At 66.8% G+C, this 20,827-nt stretch carries 20 protein-coding genes; 5 read left to right on the plus strand and 15 right to left on the minus strand.

What is annotated here, in order from left to right; genetic code table 11:
* Complete coding sequence (locus tag A5701_RS15470) at positions 1-1,290, plus strand: phosphotransferase family protein (RefSeq protein WP_231972835.1); 1,290 nt, start codon at positions 1-3, stop codon at positions 1,288-1,290.
* Between the two features lie 18 nt (positions 1,291-1,308).
* Here the strand turns inward: A5701_RS15470 and A5701_RS15475 are convergent, their stop codons facing one another.
* On the minus strand, positions 1,309-2,523 hold the full coding sequence (locus A5701_RS15475; protein WP_067755150.1) for a cytochrome P450: 1,215 nt from the start codon (positions 2,521-2,523) through the stop codon (positions 1,309-1,311).
* Positions 2,524-2,706: 183 nt separating this feature from the next.
* Between A5701_RS15475 and A5701_RS15480 the strand changes: the two genes are divergently transcribed.
* Complete coding sequence (locus tag A5701_RS15480; RefSeq protein WP_067755153.1) at positions 2,707-3,261, plus strand: TetR/AcrR family transcriptional regulator; 555 nt, start codon at positions 2,707-2,709, stop codon at positions 3,259-3,261.
* A gap of 8 nt (positions 3,262-3,269) precedes the next feature.
* Here A5701_RS15480 and A5701_RS15485 read toward each other — a convergent pair whose 3' ends face one another.
* The 7 genes from A5701_RS15485 to A5701_RS15515 are packed head-to-tail and all read right to left on the minus strand — an operon-like array spanning position 3,270 to position 10,759.
* Positions 3,270-4,388, minus strand: a complete 1,119-nt coding sequence (locus tag A5701_RS15485) for a thiolase family protein (protein ID WP_067755156.1) — start codon at positions 4,386-4,388, stop codon at positions 3,270-3,272.
* Entirely contained in the window at positions 4,385-4,627 is a 243-nt protein-coding gene (locus tag A5701_RS15490) for a hypothetical protein (protein ID WP_067755160.1), read from the minus strand. The genes A5701_RS15485 and A5701_RS15490 overlap by 4 nt, the downstream gene beginning before the upstream one ends.
* Positions 4,617-6,716: a CoA transferase gene (locus tag A5701_RS15495; protein WP_067755163.1), complete on the minus strand. Its 2,100-nt coding sequence runs from the start codon at positions 6,714-6,716 to the stop codon at positions 4,617-4,619. Before A5701_RS15495 ends, A5701_RS15490 begins: the two co-directional genes overlap by 11 nt.
* A complete protein-coding gene (locus tag A5701_RS15500) occupies positions 6,713-7,795 on the minus strand; it encodes an acyl-CoA dehydrogenase family protein (RefSeq protein ID WP_067755166.1) in 1,083 nt (360 codons plus the stop codon). The genes A5701_RS15495 and A5701_RS15500 overlap by 4 nt, the downstream gene beginning before the upstream one ends.
* Positions 7,785-8,978, minus strand: coding sequence for an acyl-CoA dehydrogenase family protein (locus A5701_RS15505; protein ID WP_067755169.1), 1,194 nt, complete (start codon positions 8,976-8,978; stop codon positions 7,785-7,787). Before A5701_RS15505 ends, A5701_RS15500 begins: the two co-directional genes overlap by 11 nt.
* The gene (locus A5701_RS15510; protein ID WP_082969766.1) at positions 8,975-10,285 is read right to left on the minus strand and encodes an amidohydrolase family protein; all 1,311 of its coding nucleotides are present in this window, start codon (positions 10,283-10,285) and stop codon (positions 8,975-8,977) included. The genes A5701_RS15505 and A5701_RS15510 overlap by 4 nt, the downstream gene beginning before the upstream one ends.
* Before the next feature lie 42 nt (positions 10,286-10,327).
* Entirely contained in the window at positions 10,328-10,759 is a 432-nt protein-coding gene (locus A5701_RS15515) for an SRPBCC family protein (RefSeq protein WP_067755172.1), read from the minus strand.
* 76 nt (positions 10,760-10,835) lie between these two features.
* Between A5701_RS15515 and A5701_RS15520 the strand changes: the two genes are divergently transcribed.
* The 3 genes from A5701_RS15520 (at position 10,836) to A5701_RS15530 (ending at position 14,177) form a co-directional block, all read left to right on the plus strand.
* The gene (locus A5701_RS15520) at positions 10,836-11,732 is read left to right on the plus strand and encodes an enoyl-CoA hydratase/isomerase family protein (RefSeq protein ID WP_067755175.1); all 897 of its coding nucleotides are present in this window, start codon (positions 10,836-10,838) and stop codon (positions 11,730-11,732) included.
* Positions 11,733-11,806: 74 nt separating this feature from the next.
* Positions 11,807-12,718: an SDR family NAD(P)-dependent oxidoreductase gene (locus A5701_RS15525; protein ID WP_231972836.1), complete on the plus strand. Its 912-nt coding sequence runs from the start codon at positions 11,807-11,809 to the stop codon at positions 12,716-12,718.
* 19 nt (positions 12,719-12,737) lie between these two features.
* On the plus strand, positions 12,738-14,177 hold the full coding sequence (locus tag A5701_RS15530) for an aromatic ring-hydroxylating dioxygenase subunit alpha (RefSeq protein ID WP_067755178.1): 1,440 nt from the start codon (positions 12,738-12,740) through the stop codon (positions 14,175-14,177).
* A gap of 192 nt (positions 14,178-14,369) precedes the next feature.
* Here A5701_RS15530 and A5701_RS15535 read toward each other — a convergent pair whose 3' ends face one another.
* From A5701_RS15535 to A5701_RS15565, 7 genes are all read right to left on the minus strand, one after another.
* Complete coding sequence (locus tag A5701_RS15535) at positions 14,370-15,275, minus strand: NAD(P)-dependent oxidoreductase (protein ID WP_082950439.1); 906 nt, start codon at positions 15,273-15,275, stop codon at positions 14,370-14,372.
* Positions 15,268-15,459 (minus strand): ferredoxin, encoded by a 192-nt coding sequence (locus A5701_RS15540; protein WP_067755181.1) that lies wholly within the window; start codon positions 15,457-15,459, stop codon positions 15,268-15,270. Before A5701_RS15540 ends, A5701_RS15535 begins: the two co-directional genes overlap by 8 nt.
* Positions 15,456-16,703: a cytochrome P450 gene (locus A5701_RS15545; RefSeq protein WP_082950440.1), complete on the minus strand. Its 1,248-nt coding sequence runs from the start codon at positions 16,701-16,703 to the stop codon at positions 15,456-15,458. Before A5701_RS15545 ends, A5701_RS15540 begins: the two co-directional genes overlap by 4 nt.
* Positions 16,675-17,877, minus strand: a complete 1,203-nt coding sequence (locus A5701_RS15550) for an acyl-CoA dehydrogenase family protein (RefSeq protein WP_067755184.1) — start codon at positions 17,875-17,877, stop codon at positions 16,675-16,677. The genes A5701_RS15545 and A5701_RS15550 overlap by 29 nt, the downstream gene beginning before the upstream one ends.
* Positions 17,874-18,899: an acyl-CoA dehydrogenase family protein gene (locus A5701_RS15555; RefSeq protein ID WP_067755187.1), complete on the minus strand. Its 1,026-nt coding sequence runs from the start codon at positions 18,897-18,899 to the stop codon at positions 17,874-17,876. Before A5701_RS15555 ends, A5701_RS15550 begins: the two co-directional genes overlap by 4 nt.
* Positions 18,900-18,910: 11 nt before the next feature.
* Positions 18,911-19,930, minus strand: a complete 1,020-nt coding sequence (locus tag A5701_RS15560; protein WP_197504988.1) for an amidohydrolase family protein — start codon at positions 19,928-19,930, stop codon at positions 18,911-18,913.
* A gap of 85 nt (positions 19,931-20,015) precedes the next feature.
* On the minus strand, positions 20,016-20,827 hold an 812-nt coding region (locus A5701_RS15565), incomplete at its 5' end, for an amidohydrolase family protein (RefSeq protein WP_156670105.1).

The following is a 20,827-nucleotide window of genomic DNA, read 5'->3' on the forward strand; positions in this document are numbered from 1 at the left end:
GTGCGGGCCTTCGAGCGCCAACCACGTTGGCGTCCGGCCTGGTTCGCCGACGTCGAACGCGACGGCACGATCATGCCGCTGTATGTGCGGGGCAACCGCGAGGGCATGGAGTTCTCGTTGTCCACCCATCGAGAGGCGGACATCCTTGAAGCCCTGGAGAAGCAAGGGATTCCAGTCCCACACATTCACGGTCGGATTGAGGCACCACCGGCCATCGTGATGGATCGCCTCCCCGGCGCCACCAATCTGTCAACCTCGCCGAGTGCAGCAGAACGCAACTCGGTCATCGATGAATACATGGAAATCCTTGCGCGGATCCATCGGCTGGATCCGGGTGAGTTCTCCACCGCCGGGCTCAAGTTGCCCGAAAGCCCTCAGCAGCACGCGTTGTCGAGCTTCGAAGCGTCCGTCGCGAGGTATCGGTCTACCAAGAAGCGCCCGGAGCCGTTTCTGGAATTCGGCATCGGCTGGATCCGCCGCCACGTTCCCGCGCACCGGTTCGACCCTCGCTTCGTCCTCGGCGATCCCGGACAGTTCATGTTCGCCGACGGTCGTGTGACCGGACTGCTCGACGTCGAACTGGCCTACCTCGGCGACACCGCCCACGACCTCGCAGGACTGCGCCTGCGCGACATCTCCGAGCCCCTCGGCGACCTCGAGCGCGCGTTCCGGCGCTATGAGGAGGTTTCCGGCGTGGAACTGGACCTGCCGGTGGTCGAGTTCCACACCGCGCAGTTCTCGCTCACCACGCCTCTCTCGTTGGTGATGGTCTTGCACAACCCTTTTCCGATGAGCGACTTGCTGCAATATGAGGAGTGGTTTCAGCAATGCTCGCTCAACGCAGTCGAAGCCATGGCCGCGGTCGAGGGCGTCGCCCTCGGCGATTACCGACTCCCGCAGGCGACAGATGTCCGCCAGAGCGGCCTTATCGACGCGTTGGCACCCATCATCGAGGAGCTAGCGGCCGAGACCGAGATTGAGCGCTTTCGCCGGCATCAAACGGCGCAAACCGCGCGCTACGTCGCCGGCGTCTGCCGGCACGGCCCCGCGATCGAATCCGAAAACCTCGACGACGTCGAACGCTTGCTCGGCTCCCGATACGCCGACTGGCGTGCAGGCGATGCGGCGCTTGAGGCATTCGTGCTGCAGGCGCCCGACAACATGGACACCGAGCTCATTCGGCTGTTCCACCGCCGCATCATGCGGCAAATGCGTTTACTGGAGCCGGTTCTCAACCGCGCCGGCGGCGTGCACCCGCTGACGCCGCTGGCCCGGTTACTCGGCCGCTGACGCGCGCGTCGGAGGCCGCTACCGTGCGACGAGCTCCAGCCGCTTCCGTCGCCGGACCAGGATGCTGGGCAGCCAATCTCCGACGTCACACGCGTCGATCCAGGTGGTCCGCTCCAGTAGCATCTTGAACACGATCTGAGCCTCCAACCGGGCCAGGGCCGCCCCGACGCAGAAATGCACGCCCTTGCCGAACGTCACATGCCCCTTCCCGTTGCTGCGGTCGAGAAGGAATTCGTTGGGCGACTCGAAGTGCTCGGGGTCGCGGTTGGCGGCTCCCCACAAAAGAATCAGATGCGCATTCCCCGGCACCTCCACCCCGCCGAGGGTGGTGTCACGCCACACGTGGCGGTAGTGGCCACGAAACGGCGGCTCGTAGCGCAGTGTTTCTTCGATGAAATTGCCTAGTAGTTCCGGGTTTTCGCGAATCCGCTGTTGGACCTCGGGGCGGTCGGCGAGAATCCATGCCGCACTGCCCAACAACGAGGCGGTCGACTCGCCGGCGGCACTGAACAGCGTGAGCATGATGCCCATCGCCACGGCCTGGTCCACCTCGCCGGAGGCGTAGCGGGCGGCCATGTCCGGTATCAGCCCGGATTTGTCCGCGGTATCCGCCTTGTCGAAATGTTCCATGACGTACGCCGACAGTTCGAACGCCGCAATCCCGGCCTCCGCGAGCTGCGCCTCGGTGACGACGCCGTCGAGCAGGGTGGTGGTGGCGTAACCCAGCCGGATCAGTTTGTCGACATCGGCATGGGGCAGGCCCAGCAATTTTGCGACCACCATCATCGGGAGCCGGTTCGCCACCGCGCCCATCCATTCGATGCGTCCTTGGTGCAGGTTCTCCTCCCACAGGCGCTCGGCGGTCTCCGCAGCGAATTCCTCGATGATCCGCACCCGGCGCGCGGACAGGTGTGGGAGCAAGATCTTGCGGTGCAGTGCGTGCGCCGGATCATCGGCCGTGGCCAGGGCGTGGGTGGGGCTTCCCGCCTCCATCATCGGCAACGCCCCGATGCTGCCGTCCTCGCGGAAAATCATGGTTGCCGTGAGATTGGACGAAAAGTCATCGACCCGAGTGACGGCCTCGATCAACGCGTCCCAGCCACACACGGCATAGAAGTCGGAATCGGCGATGCGATGCACCGGAGCGGTCGCGCGCATCCGGTCATACATCGGATACGGATCCTGCAAAGCCTCGGCACCGAAGAAATCGACCGGGTCGCTCAAGACCGCCATAGACCCAGGCTGAAGGTGACCGTCGGCGCGGTCAATAGGGCGAGGAAAGTTTGATAAGCCTCCCGCCGCGCCGTCCGTGCACCCCAAACCGCTTGCGCGGGAGGACCAGCGCGTTAGCCTGAGAATTGTTACCGATAATTCTCACCCTGAGGGAAGTTTCTGTCGGCTGTACGGGAGGGTTGCATGGCACGGAACGACTGGCTGGTGGGCCGGGATCGCCGCAGCGCAGCCGCCGAACGGATATATGCGGCCGCCGCCGACCTCATCTCGCACGTCGGATACGACGAGTTCACCATCGAGAGCCTCGCCGAAACGGTCCACTGCTCACCGGCGACGATTTACCGGCACGCCGGCGGAAAGGCGGCCATCAGGGACGCGGTGGTTGCCCTCCAGGCAAGCCGCATCGTCGATACCGTGCGCGAGGCCATCAAAGACCTGACCGGCCGCGAACGAGTGGTGACGGCCACCATCCTGGCCCTGCAGCGCCTGCGCTCTGATCCGTTGGCTCAGCTCATGCAGACCGCACCGACGGTGCCGCGCAGCGAGTGGCTCACGAACTCCCCCGCTGTCATCGCACTCGCCTATGACATGCTCGGATCCGACAATGCAGATCCACTTGCCGCCCAATGGCTTATCCGGGCGTTCCTGGCGCTGTGGTGGTGGCCGGTGAGGGACCCCGCCGACGAACGCGCCCTCGTCGAACGCTTTTTCGGCCGGTCTTACGAAGACCCCGGCTGAGGGCCGAATCACCGACCCAGTACGGCCACAACACAGGACCCACCGCCCCCCATCGCCTGCGCCAGCCCGACGCGGGGATCGGCGGCCTGCCGCGAATCCGACTCTCCACGAAGCTGACTCACCACCTCGGCGACCTGGGCCAGTCCCGTTGCACCGAACGCGTGCCCGCGGGCAAGGCAGCCGCCGTCGGTGTTGGTCGGCAGCCTGCCTTTGGATCCCAACCCGCCCGACTGGACGAGTTCGGCGACATCCTTGACGTCGACGAGGCCGAGTGCGATCAGCGCGGTGACCTCCTCGCTGGCGCACATGTCATGCAGGGAAACAATTCCGACGTCATTCGCCGCGACCTGCGCCGCGGCGTAAGCCCGTCCTGCCGTCAGGGTTATTTGCGACGGCGGACCGACGCACGGACCGGCCAGCGGCCAGCCCGGGTCGCGCGGCCAACTCGTCTGCTCGATGGCGTTGATCGCCACGGACCGCATGCGTGGTCCGGACGTCACGACGATCGCGGCACCGCCGTCGACCGAGGCGTGACACATCATCTTGGTTAGCGGCTCGGCGATCATCCGCGACGACATCACCTGTTCAACGGTCACCTCGTGGTCGTTGCGCCGAGCCGCCAGCGGATTCAGGCGCGCCTGGTTATACGACTTGGCCGCGACGGCACCGATAACATCCGGCGCGCAGTTCGCCTCGTACAGAAATCGATTCGCCTCGATCGCGTAGTGGATCTGCGGCGGGAACCGGTCCCAGAAATCGACCGCCGCCGGTACCACCCCGCCGGGCTCGAGCGCGGTCGTCTTCTCATAGCCGATCGCCAACGCCGCCTCGCAGCGGCCCGACGCCACCGCCCACACAGCATGCCGCAGGGCGACCATGCCCCCCGCCGAGGCGCTTTCGATCGCGGTTACCGGGATCCCGCTGCGTCCCAACGCATGCGCGACCTTCAGCCCGGTCTGCGGCGGCGCCATCGACGACGAGCAGAAGACCTCGCCGATGGCGTCATAGCCGAGACCCGCGTCCTCGAGCGCCTGCCGGGCGGCCGTCACCCCGAACTGGGCGAGCGCGGTGTCGCCGTGTTTGCCGAACGGGGTGAGCCCGACGCCCGCGACGTGGACGCCCGTCACGCCGGATCCGCCTCGAAGAGCAGCACTTCAGCCTCGCCAAGCTTCCGCTCGACGATTCGGCCAACGGCACCGGGCCCGGGCCGTGGCCCGGACACCAGGAGTTGCACCCGGCCTTCGCGAGTGTCGACCCATGCGACGGAGTAGCCCTCCTGGCCGAACTCGGGAATCGGCGACCTCGACGGCACGAACGTCGACGCCCACACCGTCGCAGTCTCATCACTGGGTGGATCAGCCGGCACTTGTCATCCTCTCCTGACGGGCACTCGCGTCGCCCAGGGCCGGCGGCGGCGCCAGCGGGATCGGGCCCTGCCCGGTGAATCGCCACGGGAGACCGACCAGGCGCGCGGTGGTGATATCCGGATCGGGGTGGGCGATCTCCGGGAAGAATCCCCGCGCGGCCAGGTGGGGGTCGTTCACCAGGTCGTCCGCGCGCTGCACGACCGCAGCGCGCAACCCCGCGGCCGTCAGGCGCGCTGCCGCCTCGCCGGCCGGTTCGCCGGCGATCAGCGCGGCGAGCTGATCGGGTTCCCCGGCCAATTCCGTCAGGCGCGCCCGGTCCGCGGGAGCCGAGAGTTCGACCGCCACCCAGCGGTCATCGGCGCTACGGTAGACGCCGCCCCGCGCGTCGGCCCCACCGTCGGACACCACCCCGTCGGGGGCCGAGGCCGCGGCGACGAATTCGGCCACCGTGGACGCCACCACCTCGGCCATGGACAGATCGATCACCGCCCCGAAGTCGCGGGCAGGCCCGAGCGCCCAAGCCGCTATCACGGTGGCCGCCACCACCGAAGACAGCGGGTCGGCGATTACCGTGCCGAGCCGCGCCGGCGACCCGTCGGATCCCGTGGTGAGTCCGGCCAGACCCCCGTAGGACTGAACGTTGTTGGCGTACACGCGGTATCCGGCCATGGGACCCGTCGACCCGAAACCCGAGACCCGCATCACCAACCGGCCCGAGTCGGCGATTTCGGCGGGGTCGACGCCGAGCCGGGTCAGCCGTGCCGCGCCGACATTCTCGATCAGCACGTCGGCTTCCTCGAGGGCGGCGGCGACGTCCTGCGTCGGCCGGCCGGGATCGATCAGCGCGCTGCGCTTGGAGTGGTTGGCCACCGCGAAATACGCGCCGCGCTCGACGCCGGGCCGCCCTGCGGCGAACGGTCCGGTGCGGCGGTAGATGTCGAGTCGGTCGCGGTCTTCCAGTCGCAGCACCCGGGCACCCATCCCACCGAGCAACGCGCCGACGATCGGCCCGGCCAGGACGTGGGTCAGCTCGGCGACTCGCAGGTCGTTCAGCCGGCCCGTGCGGTGCCGTCCGAACCGCCCGCCCGGGCGCGTCGCCCATGGGGGGGCCAGTACGGACAGGGCAGTACCGCCCAGTCGAGTCACCGAAATGGCTCCGCGAGAAGCGAATTGGGGCGACGTCAGGATCTCCGCGGGTGTATTCACCGGCGTCGAAGGCACGCCGTTGGCCTGCAACAGGGCTGCGCAGTCTTCCTTGAGGAGCGTCGCCGCCCACGCCCCGACGTGGTGGTTGATCAAATCGGCGTGCTCTATCCGGGCGGCTCGTTCGCCCAGGCCCGTGGCCCATGCGGGATGACCCAAGGCCACCAACAGGCCGGTCCACTGGTGATTTTCGACGGCGGTGATGCGCACCAGTCCGTCGCGGCAGGCGAACAAGCCCGACGGGGCGAGATAACGCCCGCTGCCCGCCCTTCCCGGGCAGGAGTACAGCACGTGGGCGCACTCGGGCAGGGCCGCGGTGAATGCGACCGCCTCCTGCACCGACACATCCACGCTCACCGGCGCGCTCGTAGCGTTGCGCCGATCGAGGCCGTGCAGGGCCGCCAGCGCCGTCACCGCGCCCGCCGCCTTGAGCGCGACATAGCCAGGGGCGGGCACCGGCGTCCCGTCGGAGCCCTCGATCGTAGCGAGCATGCCACCGGTCGCCTGGGCGATCAGTTCACCACCCCGCTCGACGGAGCGCGGTCCGGTCAGGCCGAATGGGCTGACGCTCACCACCACGGCGTTTCTGGCCTGCGGCGGGTCGATCGCGGCGTCGTGGTCGACGATCACGATGTCGTGTGCGTCGATCAATGCCGATGTGTCGCTTGGTGATTGCAGAATTCGCTTGCCACGATCTAGAACCACGTCAACCAGTGGCACCGACGCGGCGCCAACCGCGATCATCGGCCCTACCCGGGACGGCGAGAAACCGCCGCCGAGCTTCCTCACCTCGGCGCCGAGGTTCGCCAGCAGCGACGTGGCCGCCGCAGCGGCGATCCCGTCGCCGACCTGAAGGACTTTGACACCCGAGAGGAACGAGTTCACCCGTCGCCTCCCGGCTGCTCCACCGGATAGCGCCCCGTGAGCCAGCGCGTCACGATGTCGCGGTGGTGCGCGCGCTGACCGAGACTTCCCGCGGCACTGGCCGCCCGGCGGAGATGAACGTGGGCATCGTGCTCCCACGTGTACGCGATGCCGCCGAACACCTGAGTGGCGCCCTCGGGCACGGTACGCAGCGCGTCGATACCCCAGTAGGCGGCGAGGGAGCCCAGCGCGGGGGCCTCGGGATGCCCGTGTTGGCAAGCGTCGGCGGCACGATTGACGAGCGCCCGCCCGATCTCGATCGCGCACCGCTGATCGACCACGCGGTGCTTGATCGCCTGGAAGGCGCCGATCGGGCGGCCGAAGGCGACGCGCAGCTTCGCGTACTCGGTTGCGGCCTCGTTGGCGGCCGCCGCAATGCCAACCAACTCGGCCACCCGGCCGATCAGGGCGCGCAGCGCGGCTTCACCGTGGCGGCGGACCGCATCCGGCCCGGTCTCGAGGACCTGAATCGGCGTATCGCTCAGCGTGATTCGTGCGCCGGGGTTGTGATCCAGGGGCGTCACCGGCTCGCGCACCACGCCCGCCTCCGCCGGGTCGACAACCCCGAGCACGGCGGACTCTCCGTCGCCCGCGCAGACCAACAATTTGGTTGCGACCGCACCGAACGGCACGAGCGGCCACACTCCGGAGACGCCCGCCGCGGTGCGCTCTCCGCGCTCGGGCAACAGCAGGGGAATCCCGTCGGCGCAGCGGTTCTCGCACCATCCCGTGGCCGCCGCCATCGCAAGCGGGGCAGGGGCCGACGCCGCGCCGGCGGCCTCGGCCAGCACGCACAGATCACGGAGCCCGCCCCCTCCGCCCCCGGCGGCCTCGCTGACCAAGACGTCGGCCCACCCGGCCTCGACGATCGTCTGCCACAGCTTCGGGTCGAACACCGGGCCGGGGCCATCGAGCAGGCTCCGAAAAGAGCTGGCAGACCACACCTTTCGGAGGGCGTCATCGGCCGACGCCCGCAACTGCTCGAGTTCGGCCGCGCTGCGTGCGAGTTCGTTCAGCGACGACGGGCCATCAGGGGTCACGCGGCAGTCCCAGCAGCTTCTCGGCGATCACGTTGCGCTGGACCTCGGACGTGCCCGCACCGAAGGTCGCCGCCCGCATCAGCAGGTAGCTCCGTGCGACGTTCCCGTTGTTCGTCGCCCCCGCCGAGCCGCGCTCCAGGGTGCCACCCGGCCCGGTGAGTTCCAGCCCGAAATTGGCCATCTCCTGATCGACTTCCGACGTCAGCAGCTTGGCCACCGACGCCTCGGGCCCGGGACTGACGCCGCGGACGCCGGCGGCCGTCGCCTGGGCCGAGATCTGACGCAGCGCCTCCACCCGCGCGGCGAAACCGACGATCCGATCGGCCACGTAGCCGTCGCCGCAGCCCTGGTGCCCCAGCGCTCCTTGCTCCTGCGCCATCTTGATCAGAATCGCCAGCCGCCGTTCGATCCGATGGGTGCGGCTCTGTCCGACGCGCTCGTAGCCCAGCGTGGATTTGGCCACCCGCCAACCGCCGTGCAGTGGGCCGAGCACGTTGTCGAGCGGCACCCGCACCGAATCGAAGAACACCTCGTTGAACTCGGCCTGCCCGGTGATCTGGCGGATCGGGCGCACCTCGATCCCGCTGGTGCGTAGGGGTACGAGGATGTAGCTGATTCCTTGGTGCTTGTCCGCCGTGGGATCCGTGCGTGCCAGGATGTAGATCCAGTCGGCGTATTGCGCCTTGGACGTCCAGACCTTCTGCCCGGTGATGACCAGCTCTTCGCCGTGGATCTCGGCCCTGGTCTTCAGGGCGGCGAGATCACTGCCCGCGTCGGGTTCGCTGAATCCCTGACACCACACCTCGTCGCCCGAAAGGATTTTCGGCAGATAGCGTTGGCGTTGCTCGTCGGTACCCCACTGAATGATCGTGGGGCCGAGCTGATTGACGGCGCTGCGGTTGATGGGCTCTGGAGCGTGCGCGGCGGCCATCTCGGCGTTGAAGATGAGCTGTTGCACCGGAGTGGCCGCGCGACCACCGAATTCGGACGGCCATGAGATCGCCGCCAAGTCCGCGTCGTGAAGACGCCTCTGCCACAGGCGCATTCGGCTCAATCGATCCATCTCGTCGCGGCCCTGGACGCGCACGTCCGAGGTCAATGCCGTTGCAAGAAACCCGCGCACCTCGTCGCGGAACTGCCGATCGGCCCCGGTGAGGACGACCCCGTAATCCGGTTCGGTCACGCCCCACCGCGAAGGATCGACGCCATCCGTACCTTCATGTCGCCGTACGTGATCGCGGTAGCGCCCGCCCTGGGCGCGCGGCCGGCGTCCACCTTGGGCGCCGACAGATCCAGGCCGGCAATTCTTTCCCGCAGCGCCGCGACGGTGCAGTGTTCCCTGCCCCGTCGCTCGACGCCGGTGTAGCCGAAGGCGCGGGCCGCATTACGCCAGGTGATCGCCTCGACCTCGTCGGGTGTGCAGCCCTCCAACTGGGCGGCGAGCTGCTCGGGCGCGTCCGGCCAGCTGCTGTCCGAGTGCGGGTAGTCCATCTCCCAGCAGATGGTGTCCACTCCGATGCGCTCCCGCATCTCGATGCCGACCCGGTCGCGGATGAAGCACGACATGAAGTTGCGGCGATACACGTCGCTGGGGCTCAGCCCGTCACCCAAATCGTCTCCCGTCCAGGCCCGCTGTCGCGAGTAGATGTCCTCGAATCGCTCCAGCAGGAACGGAATCCATCCGATGCCGCCCTCCGACAGCGAGAACTTGATGGACGGGAACTTCTTCACAATGGGTGAGAACAACAGGTCGGCAACGAAGCGCTGGGTGTCGATCGGCAGCATCGAGTTGTACGCCAGATAGGTGGTCAGGTCCGACGGCACCGGCAATCCGCCGCCCGTGCCGATGTGGATGTTCACGACCGTGTTCTCTGTGCAGATCGCCTCCCACAGCGGATCCCAGTGCGGATCCTGCCAGGGCGGCTGCCCGTAGCTCCCGATGTGCTGTGGAGCCGTCACCGCGCGACAGCCGCGCCCCGCCAGGCGCCGCACTTCGGCCGCGGCCAGGCTCGCGTCCCACAACGGCAGGATCCCCATCGGGATGAACCGGTCGGGATGCCGCCCGCACCAGTCCTCGATGTGCCAGTCGTTGTAGGCGCGCACCATCGCCTCGGACACGTCGCGGTCCCCGCGGTAGGTGAACAGCGCGCCCGAGATGGTCGGGAACGACGGGAAGCACAGCGACGCAAGGACCCCCGAGGCGTCCATGTCGTTCACCCGTGCGTCGACGTCGTAACACCCCGACCTCATGTCGCTGAATCGCGACGGCTCGAATCCCCATTCGTCGTTGGGCCGGCCCACAACGGCGTTGAGCCCGATGTTCGGCAGCTGCAGACCGTCGTACACCCAGAAACACATGCCGTCGGCGTCCTCGACAATGCGCGGTGCGTCGTCGGCGAAACGGCTTGACACCCGGCCGTTGAACATGTCGGGTGGTTCCACGGTGTGGTCGTCGACGCTGATCAGTACCAGATCGAGAGGATCAATCACTCGAACAATCCTAAACTAATAGACACTTTCTGTCTAAGTGTTCTATCCGGACTCTTTCGCTTGGGCGAAGTCCTGCACCCAGCCCGCCATCAGGCCGTAAACGGCCTCCATGGCATCGCGCGCGGCGGCGTCGTCACCGATGGGCTCGTAGTCGATGTCCCAGACCACGATTGATTCTCCGCCGGCATCCGCGCTCTCGGTCACGGTGTTGACCGCCACGAAGCGGCTGACCGGCATCGGATTGTTGGTGATCTCGTACGACAGCGCACGCTCGTCCGGCTTGATCCAGATCAGGGTCTCGATGACCGGCTTCTCGGTGCTCGCTGCGATGAACCGCCGCATGCCGGGTCCTTCGCCCTCGACCCTGACATCGCTGGGTCCGGGGATCCAGTCGACGTTACCGAAGTCGGCGAGAACGGCCCACACCGCGTCCGGTGACACGGCGAGCCGCTTGGTGACCGTGAATGTTGGCATTCGCCGACCGTATCACCCGATGTGACAATTGATCGACTAGTGTACTTATGTACTGCCAACGCGCGAAGGAGGGCTGATGGCCACCGACTCCGCGGCTGGAGGCGAATTCGAGGTCGATGAGGACTGGGTCCGCTATGAGGTTGTCGAACCGCACATCGCGCAGATCACCATCAACCGGCCCGAACGGCGCAACGCCATCCTGTCTCCGGGCATGCATCGACTCTTCAAGGAGCGGCTGGACCGCGCCGAGGACGATGACCAGGTCAAGGCCGTCGTGTTGCTGGCCGAAGGCAAGGACTTCTGTAGCGGCGACGACGTGCGCCGGCTCCCGGTGGAAGAAGCGGGACTGCGCAAGGGCGAGCGACTGCCGCAGACCGCGCGCCTGGGCAACGCCCGGCGGCTGCACCGGCACCTCACCAATTGGCTGGAGTTCCCGAAGACGGTGATCGCCGGCTGTCAGGGTGCCACGCTGGGCGCCGGGATGAATCTGGCCCTGGCCGCCGACATTCTGGTCGTCTCGGATGACATGTACGTTGCCCGCCCTCAGGCGCGCATTGGGTTCGCCGGGTTCTCCACGGCCATGCCCCTCGCGTTGCTCAAGATGGGACCCAACCGCGGCTACGAGGCGATGATCACCGGCCGCAAGGTGACCGCGCACGAACTACGCGAGTGGGGGGTAGCCGCGTCGGTGGTGCCCGCCGAGCGGCTCCGCGACGAAGCGTTGCGCTATGCCCGCGCGATCGCTCACCACTCGGCCGACGGCCTGATGGTGGGAAAGCACGCTCTGATCGCGTTTTGGCACGCCGTCGGGATGGCGCAGTTCGGGGACTGGGTCCCGATGGGCCACACGGTGTTCAGCAACCTCGTGTGGCGCGACGACGAGTTCAACTTCATGAAGGAACGCAGTACCCGCGGCGGCCGGGAGGCGATGGCCGAGTTGGAGCGCCGCTATGCCGAGTGGGGGTTCGAGTAGGCGCTAAACAGCTATACAGATATTGTTTGTATGTTCTGTATGCTCGTCTTTGACGCGAGGCCACGAGGAGTTGGATGACGATGGGTGTGTTGGACGGACGGACCGCGTTGGTGACGGGGGCCGGGCGGGGAATCGGCGCCGCGGTGGCAGAGGGCTTGGCCGCCGAGGGCGCGACGGTCCTGGTCTCCGATGCGGGCGTCGGCGTCGACGGGACCGGACAGGACTCCGGTCCGGCCGAAAGCGTCGCGGCGGCGATAACGAGCCGTGGCGGCAAGGCATTCGCCGACACCACCGACATCACCGACTTCGCCGCGTGCGCGGATCTCATCGGCCGGGCCGCCGAGACGCTCGGCGGCTTGGACGTCGTGGTGAACGCGGCGGGGATCCTTCGGGACGGCATGGTCTTCAAGATGAGCGAGCAGGACTGGGACGCGGTGGTGTCGGTGCACCTCAAAGGGACGTTCAACGTCACGCGCCACGCGGCAGCCTGGTGGCGGGAGAACCGCGGCGGGCAGTACCGGCTGATCACCTTCACATCCATGTCGGGCTTGCAGGGCGCGCCGAGCCAGCCGAACTACGCCGCGGCCAAGATGGGCATCGTCGGCCTGACCTTCTCGTGCGCCAACGCGCTGCGCAACTACGGGGTGCGCTGCAACGCCGTTGCGCCGATCGCGGGCACCCGGATGACGCAGGGCATCAAGGGCGGCGGCAGCATGGACTACTCGGACTCGAACGTTCGCCTTTCGCCGAAGAATTGCGTGCCGCCGGTCGTGTATCTGGCCAGCGAGCAGTCCGACTGGCTCAACCGGCGCGTGATCTTCGCCGGGAACGGGCGGATCAGCCTGATGTCCAATCCGGTCGTCGAACGCGAGATCGTGTCGGCGTCGGGGACGTGGGACATCCCGACCGCATTCGCCGAGATCGAGACGTCGTTCAAGGAAGCGGTGCTGTATCCCAACATCTTTGACAAGCCACCCTCCAGCTGAGCCGACGAAAAGTGCGACAATGACCGAGCTTGCCACCGAGCGGGTGCCACAAAAGTTCGCCTGCGGCGAGACTTTCGTGCCCAAGAGCCGGTACATCGACCCGGAATTCCTGAACCTCGAGCTGGAGCGATTGTTCACCCGCGTGTGGCAGCCCGCGTGTCGCGTAGAGGAAGTACCGGACGCCGGCTGCTTCTACGAGTACACGATCGGCCGGCAGTCCATCGCCGTGGTGCGCCAGAAGGACGGCAGCATCAAGGCATTCCACAACACCTGCGCCCACCGCGGCATGAAGGTCGTCCGCGGCAGCGGTTGCTCGGCCAACAAAGAGCTGCGCTGCGAATTCCATGGCTGGCGTTATGAATTGGATGGCCGGTCCTCCTTCGTCCCATGTCGCGACGAATTCGCACCGCGCCCCCGCCAGCAGTGGGGCCTGCGTCCCGTCGCGGTTGGGACGTGGGGTGGCTGGGTGTTCGTGAGCATGGCCGAGGACCCGCCGGATCTGCTCGAGTGGCTGGACCCGCTGCCGACCGCGCTGGCTCCATTTCGGTTGCAGGACATGCGCTACCGCTGGCGCAAGCGCACGTTCCTGCCGGCGAACTACAAGACCGTCGTCGACGCTTTCATCGAGGGCTATCACACGCCCGGGACCCATCCGCAGACGATGCGATCGGCGCAGGGCCCGCGGCCGTCTGCGGAGCCCGCAGCGCCGCAAGAATACGTCTACGCTCCCTACACCCCGACCATCACCTATAAGAACCACTCGCGGTTCGTCTACACACAGCGTCCCGAGCATGCCGGCCGCGACAAGGGCCGCCAGGAGCAGGCGGCGCGACCCGAGGTGTTCGCGAATTCGATGAAATACCAATACCTCGAGGTCGGGTCGCTGGTCACCGAGCGAGACTACCGGGCCGCGCAAAAGCTGGCCGCGATGGAGCCCGGCGACGTCCCACCGTTTGTTCTGTACCACCAGATGTGCGAGGAGCTCGCCCGCGCCGAAGGCGTTGACTTCCCGCGGATGTCGATGGAGCAATACTTCGCGGGGAACGGCGACTGGCATGTGTTTCCGACCATGGTGATCCTGGTCGAGAAGTCCTGCCTGCTGGGATACCGCATGTTGCCCGACGCCGAAGACCCGAATCGGTGCACGTTCGAGATGTTCTCGCTGGAGCATTTCGCGCCCGGCGAGGTGCCCGAGACGCAGTGGCAGGTCTTCGAGCGGTGGCAGGACCACGACGGCTGGGGCGAGCTGCCCTCACAGGACCTGAGGAACATCGGCGCCATCCACGCGGGCATGCACTCGGCCGGGTTCGAGGGACTCTGGCTCAACACCGCCCAGGAGATGTCCATTCGCAACGAGCATGCGATCGCCGACAGGTTTCTTTTCGGTGCGGACCGCGACGGTGTGGATCGTCGCGCTCAGGAGGGCGGTTCCTCCGCGTCGACATCGGAGAAGCGATAGGGGTTCTCGCCATCGGCGGCGGCTCCCAGCCGCATTCATGCGACGACAGCAACACCGCCGACCGTGCAGCCGCCGGTTTCGATCGCCGGGATGGCCTGACGTACAAGCTGGTTGGCGACCCACGTGGAGTTCCCGGTGGGCGCAACGCCAACTTGCCGAATCGGGCTGCGCCAGAAACACGTTGGTGACCGGTCAGAGACCTGTTTCAGTCGGCTCACGCGGATATCCGAAAAGCTGCAGCGCCTCGTCGGCGACTGCGATCAGCGAGCCGGTGGGGGCATCGCGTTCGCCGGTCAGCCGGTCGAAGATTCCGATGTCTTTACGGAGCAGGGGTCCCACCATTGGAGCCAACACCCCGAAGCCACCGACAGCGACGGCGGTGTTCAGCGAAAAGCTGTTGCCGCTGCTGACCGACAAAGCGCGGCCCAGAGCGTGCTCGTCCAGGCCCAACCGAGTGCCGGCAACCATCGCGTCGCGCGCCAGGGCGTAGTGGGCGGCGTGCAGAGTGTTGTTGACGAGTTTGGCGATCAACCCGCTGCCGAGCGGCCCGAGGTGAATCACGTTGCCGCCGAAAGTTTCGAGCTCCGCGCGGCATTTTTCGTAGTTTTCGTCCTCGCCGCCGACGAGGACGGTGAGCTTGCCCTCGGCAGCCGCGAAGCCGCCGCCGCTGACCGGAGCGTCGATCACCCCGACGCCCCGTTCCGCCGCGATCCGCGCAATGTGGTGACAGACCTCCAGGCTGATTGTCGAATGGATGGCCAGCACGGACCCGGGCGACATGCCGGCGAGCACCCCGGATTCGCCCAGGACGACGTCTTGGACCCCTGCATCGTCGACCACACAGATCCCGACCACGTCGCTGTTGGCCCCCAGCTCGGCCCGGGTTTCCGCGAACGACGCCGCAGAACCGCGATAGGGCTCAAGCGATTCCGCCCGGCGTGCCCACAACGTCGTGGGCACCCCGCAGGCTATGAGCCGATCCGCCATTCCCTTGCCCTGGTCCCCGAGACCGATGAATCCGGCTCGGATCTGCGGACGATCCGACGACGTCGGCGTCGCGGAGTCGGGGCGCGCGGTCGAGCCGGCTTGGTCAGTCATGAAGGGCGATGGCCTCCTCGGGACAGGACCGCACGGCGTCCGTGGCGGAGGGTTCCTCTCCTACTGGCACCTCGGCCGCCAGCAGCACGCTGTGCCCCTCCTCGTCGGCGTCGAACAACGCGGGCGAGAGGCTGTAGCAGCGGCCATGCCCCTGGCAGGCTCCGCTGTCGAGCTCCAGCCTCATCCACGCACCTCCCAACTCAGTGGCAGCGGCCGCGCCAGCCGCACCGGAAGAGCTTCGTATCGCAACGATGAGCCCGGCGTGATCTCGTAATCGGGAATGCGCTTGTGAAATTGGTCGAGTGCCGCCCGCAGCTCCATCCGGGCGAGATGGCTTCCCAGACAACGGTGAAAACCGCTTGCGAACGAGTAGTGCGGATTGGGCCGACGGGTCAGGTCCACTTTGAGAGGATCTTTGAACTTCTCCGGATCCAGGTTGGCAGCGGCCCACAGCACCGTCACCTGCGTTCCTGCGGCCACGGTCGTCTCGCCGACCTGCATGTCCACGGTCGGAGTGCGCGATGCCACCGGCACCGGGGTCTCCCAACGCATCAACTCTTCGATCGCGTCGGGCCACATTTCCGGGTTCGCCACTACCTGACGGCGCTCGTCGGGATGGCGCGCGAGCCAGGACAGGATGCAGGATAGCGACGCCGCTACGGTATCCAGGCCGGCGATCATCAGCAGGAAGCAGATGTCGAGAATGTTCTCGCGGGTCAGTGAGTGGCCGTCGACTTCGGCTGTCATGAAGCGGCCGAGGATGTCGTCCCCGGGTTCGCCGCTCGCTTCGCGTTCGTCGAGAACTTGGTTGAAGTACGCGTAGCACCGTTTGCCCGCCGCCTTGTACCTGGCCTCGCGTTGCGCGACGGTTTCCCCCTCGACGTCGCGCAGCAAATCGTCTTTGTTCTGCAGGAAGTAGTTCAGCTCGGAGAGCGGAATTCCCATGAGGCGCAGGAAAATCGTGGACGGGAGGATCGCGCAGAATTCATCGTAGATGTCAGCGTGGCCGCGTTCGATGAACTTGTCGATCAGCTCGTCGGCGAGCGTTCTTACGTCGGTCTCCAGGTGAGCGATCGCCTTCGCCGAAAAGATCGGGTCAAGCAGTTTGCGGTATTTGGTGTGCTCGGGCCGGTCGATGTCCAGCGGAATCAGCGGGCGATCGGCGCTCTGCGTATTGCCCACTGCCCCCGATCCGCGCACATCGTGGCTGCGGGTCAGAGCGTCGACGCTCTTGGCGGCGCCGACAATGTGATTGCCGTCGATCACGATTATCGGCGCCGATCCGATGCCTGCATACACTTCCTGTGGTTCGGGGACAGTCAGCATCGCTGCGAAGTCACCCCCGAAGGCCTCGGCGGCTATGCCCTCCGTTACGGCGTCGTCGGACTGTTCGTCGTGGCTAGCCGACAGCGCTGTCGTTTCGCTCATTTTTGTTCCTTCGCGGTGTACTACGGGGAAGTCCCAGGAATCGCTCGGCAATCACGTTTCGCGCCACGTCGGTGGATCCGCCATAGATGCCGGTCCCCGGCGCGAATCGGAATCCCGCTTCGAATGCACCGTCGCCGGCACTCCCCTCCGCCCCGCGCGCCAGAAGGGCTGTCGGGCCGATGAGATCGATCAGCTCCGACGCCGTCTGCACCAGCAGGTCGGAGGACAGGATGCGAGCCGGCGGTCCCGACGCCGAACGCGTCATCTCGACCTTGACGAGCGCTTCGCCGATGCGCTCGGCCACCACGGCGTCGTCGAGCAAGGATTTGCCTGCGGGACCCGGTTGCGTTGCGGCCCAACGAACGAACTCCGCGAGGAGTTTCTCGCACTCGGCCAGGTAGGGCCCCCCGATGGTCGGGTCACTGCCGTCGGCGGAGATGCCGTGTTCCTGGCTCAGCGGCGCGGCGACCACGGTCCAACCCGCGTTGACGTCGCCCAGGCGCCAGCGGTCGTTGACGCGAACATCTTGCAGGTAAACGAAATTGGTACGTTCGCCGCCAAGTGTGCCGATCGGCCGGATCTCCACCCCCGCAGTGTCCAGGGGCAGAAGGAAAACGGTGAGGCCCTTGTGCATGGGCGCCGACGGGTCGGTGCGCGTGAGGAGAAAGCAGTATTGGCTGAACTGGGCACCGGTGGTGAACATCTTCTGTCCGTTGATAACCCATTCGTCGCCATCCCGCTCCGCGCGGGTGCGCACCGCGGCCAAATCCGATCCGCAGTCCGGTTCGGTGTAACCCAGGCAGATGCGAACGGTGCCGTCAGCGACCCGCGGCAGCACCTCGGCCTGGATGTCCGGCGAGCCGAAGATTCGGATGGCGATCGGTGGTAGCAACGTCGTGGAGGCCAGGATGTAGGGCGCGCCGCTGCGCGCCCATTCGGTGGCGACGATGCGCGCCCGCAACGCGTCCAGGCCCGCCCCACCCTCGGACGTCGGCCATTGCGTCGTGACCCATCCCCGCGCCCCCATCGCCAGGTGCAGGCCCTCGTTGAATCCGCCGCCGTGCAGCCGTTCGTCTTCCAGCACCGCCGGGGTGACGTGTTCGCCGAAGAAGGCGCGTGCCCCCTGCCAGAACGTGAGGGTGTCGTCGTCGAGTTCGATGGTCTCGAAATTCACGCGAGCGCATCCTTCAACACATGCGGCGCCCACCGGGCGACGCGTCGCAGAAGGGTGCGACGGTCGCCGACGGCCAGCGCCCAGCCTTTGGCCCGGCGGTAGTAGAGCTGAACGTCGGATTCAAGGGTGAACCCGAAGCCGCCCTGGGTGTGGATGGCGGTGGCCCCGGCTTGCTCGGCGGCGTCACCGGCGGCCAGCACTGCGCACAAGGCCAGCGCACCAACGGATTCGGGTTCATGGTCGCAGAACCAGGCAGCGCGCCACATCAGCCGCCGGGCCGCGCCCACGCTGTTGGCGGCGTCGACCAATGGATGAGCGATGGCTTGAAACGCTCCGATCTGGGTGCCAAAAGCCGTGCGCTCTTTGGCGTATTGCACACCGAGGTCCAGGGCGGCCTGACCCAGCCCGACCAGCGCGGCCGCCGTCAAGACGTGCCATTCCCGTTCAGCTAGGTCCCACTCGTCGGCCGAACCCACCCGTGCGCCACCGGTAACCTCGCGCCAGCCCAGCGGAGCGCACGCCAGATTGGCCTGGGTCGGCGCCGGCGGGCTGGTGACCAGCGTCAGGTTGGCGCCCTGCGGCGCGAGCACGGCCTCTGCGATCGCTCCGGCGGGTGCTAGCCGACGGTCGGCGGTGCCCGGGGCGAGGGTGACAACCGCGCCACGATCGCGCATGGCGGCCAGCAGCCGCGATGACGGGTCGATGCGGGCGAGCGCGCGAGCCGCCGCCAACACCTCGGCCAGGGGTACCGGCGCCGCGCGGCGGCCGGCCTCTTCGAGCACGAACGCCAGCTCGACCAAGCCGGCCCCGTCGCCACCGACCGCTTGGGGCAGCGCCATCTCAACGACGGCACGTTCCTGGAGCTCGTCCCACAGCGCCGCGTCGAACCCGTCCGGTTCGGCCGAGCGAACCCGTGATGTCGGGATGGTCTTTTCGAAATAGGCCCGGAAAGAATCCCGCAGTGCGGCCTGCTCCTCGCTGAGCGAGTAGTCCTGTTGGCGAAGCGAGAACTCTGCGTTCATCGGACGGCCACTCAGGGGGCGTCCTTCAGGACGCTTTCGTCAAAACCAAATAGCCTGCGTGCATTTCCGCCGACGATGGCCCGCGCACTGTCGATGTCGACGCCGGCGAAGAGCCTGTCGAGGATCTTCTCCGACTCTGGGTATGTGCTCTCGGGGTGGGGATAGTCGTTGCCCCACAACAGGCATTCGGCACCGGTATCCGCGAGGTTCGTAATCGCGACGGGATCGTCCTGGAAGGTCGAGTGGATCTGATGACGGATGTAGTGACTGGGCAGTTCGGCAAGTTTCGGTTTGGTCCAGCCGATCTCGTCGTGCGCCTGGTAATAGTAGTCCAGCGTCTGCATCGCCCACGAGATCCAGCCGCCGTTGCACTCGACGAAGACAGCGTGCAGGTCTGGATGCCGCTCCAGGATCCCGCTGCAGCTCAACAAGGCGGCTGCGCGCGGCGCCATCGATTGCGTGGCAAGAAGATTCGCCGTGCCGCTCCCCCACCCTCGATAGAAGATCATGTCGTGGCCGCTGCCCTGATGCATGACGGCCGGCCGGCCCGTCGACGCGATGACGCCCCACAGCGGTTCCCACTCTTTGGAGTTCCACTCCGGCTTGCCGACCAGCGGCAACAGCAGTCCACCCACCGACGGATCGGCAGCCACCCGCTCGACCTCGGCGATGGCCATGTCGGCATCCCAGGTGGGGATCATCATCGCAAGTTTGATCCGGTCGTGTCCCCCGATCTGCTCGCGAATCCAATCGTTGTAGACCTGGCATACCGACTGCCCGGCAAGGGGATTGGCGATGCCCCACGCGTATAGCCCGATGGTGGGAAAGACGATTTCGGCGTTGATGCGGTCGGTCCGCATCATGTCGAGCCGCACGTCGGGCGAGGCCGCCGCCACGCGCTCGGCCTCCTTCGCCGCTGCCTCTTCTGCCGACAGTTCGTTCCAACCGATGGGGCTGCCGTTGACGACCAGGCTCCACCCGCCGGCGTCATTGGCCAGGATGCGGCGCGGGGCGTGATCGCGCAGGTCCACGCTGAGGCGTTCATACCAGAGGTCATGCGGCTCGTCGACGTGCGCATCGGCCGAGATCTTGGGCAGATCGACGGTACTCGTCATATCAGACCTGCACCGTCTCCCGGCCGGCCGCCTCGGCACGGGCCCGGTACTCGGCCTTGCTCACCGTCGACAGGTCGACGTCGGTGGCCCTGGCGCGTAGCGCACCCACCGTCGCGTCTTTCTTCGCGGTGTGCTTGAACGGGTCGAAATCAAAGAAACGACAGCTGTTTTCGTGAGTGATCTTATTGATTTCCTCGTCGGTCGCACCGGCAGCCGTGAACTCGCCGAACAACTGCTCCGGGCCGTTGGGCCAGGTCGAGTCGGTGTGCGGATAGTCGCACTCCCACGCCAGATTGTCGATGCCGATCTCGTTGCGCAGCTTGACGCCGGCCGGGTCGGTGATGAAGCAGGCCAGGACCTGGTCCCGAAATATCTTGCTGGGCATGCGATCCGACCAGTCCTGACCGATCCAGAGTTGATTCTTGGCGTGTCGGTCGGCCCTCTCGAGGTAATAGGGGATCCAACCGATGCCGCCCTCGGAAAGGGCGATACGCAGGTCCGGGAATCTGCGCAGGGTACGGCCGAACATGAGGTCCTGCAAGGCCATCAGCGTGAGCTGGGTGGGCAGGATGATGTGATGGTCGATCGGAGCGTCAGGCGCCAGCGTGATCAGGCCGCCACTGGCCCCGATGTGCATGCACAGCACGCTGCCCGTCTCCGACATCGCGGTCAGCATCGGGTCCCAGTGCTCGCTGTGAAAGCTGGGGAAGCCGAAAGCGTGCGGCGCCTCGAGGAAGCTGATGGCCTTGCAGCCTTTGTCGGCCAGACGCCGCACCTCGGCCGCGCACAATTCCGGATCCCACATCGGCACAA

Source organism: Mycobacterium sp. E3305, from assembly GCF_001666785.1.
Classification (GTDB): domain Bacteria; phylum Actinomycetota; class Actinomycetes; order Mycobacteriales; family Mycobacteriaceae; genus Mycobacterium.

Excerpts from the sequence above, each read along its gene's own strand:
- A5701_RS15475 (WP_067755150.1), bottom strand. The coding sequence starts at position 2,523 with ATGGCGGTCTTGAGCGACCCGGTCGATTTCTTCGGTGCCGAGGCTTTG.
- A5701_RS15480 (WP_067755153.1), top strand. The coding sequence starts at position 2,707 with ATGGCACGGAACGACTGGCTGGTGGGCCGGGATCGCCGCAGCGCAGCC.
- A5701_RS15515 (WP_067755172.1), bottom strand. The coding sequence starts at position 10,759 with ATGCCAACATTCACGGTCACCAAGCGGCTCGCCGTGTCACCGGACGCG.
- A5701_RS15520 (WP_067755175.1), top strand. The coding sequence starts at position 10,836 with ATGGCCACCGACTCCGCGGCTGGAGGCGAATTCGAGGTCGATGAGGAC.
- A5701_RS15525 (WP_231972836.1), top strand. The coding sequence starts at position 11,807 with ATGACGATGGGTGTGTTGGACGGACGGACCGCGTTGGTGACGGGGGCC.
- A5701_RS15530 (WP_067755178.1), top strand. The coding sequence starts at position 12,738 with ATGACCGAGCTTGCCACCGAGCGGGTGCCACAAAAGTTCGCCTGCGGC.
- A5701_RS15535 (WP_082950439.1), bottom strand. The coding sequence starts at position 15,275 with ATGACTGACCAAGCCGGCTCGACCGCGCGCCCCGACTCCGCGACGCCG.
- A5701_RS15540 (WP_067755181.1), bottom strand. The coding sequence starts at position 15,459 with ATGAGGCTGGAGCTCGACAGCGGAGCCTGCCAGGGGCATGGCCGCTGC.
- A5701_RS15545 (WP_082950440.1), bottom strand. The coding sequence starts at position 16,703 with ATGAGCGAAACGACAGCGCTGTCGGCTAGCCACGACGAACAGTCCGAC.
- A5701_RS15555 (WP_067755187.1), bottom strand. The coding sequence starts at position 18,899 with ATGAACGCAGAGTTCTCGCTTCGCCAACAGGACTACTCGCTCAGCGAG.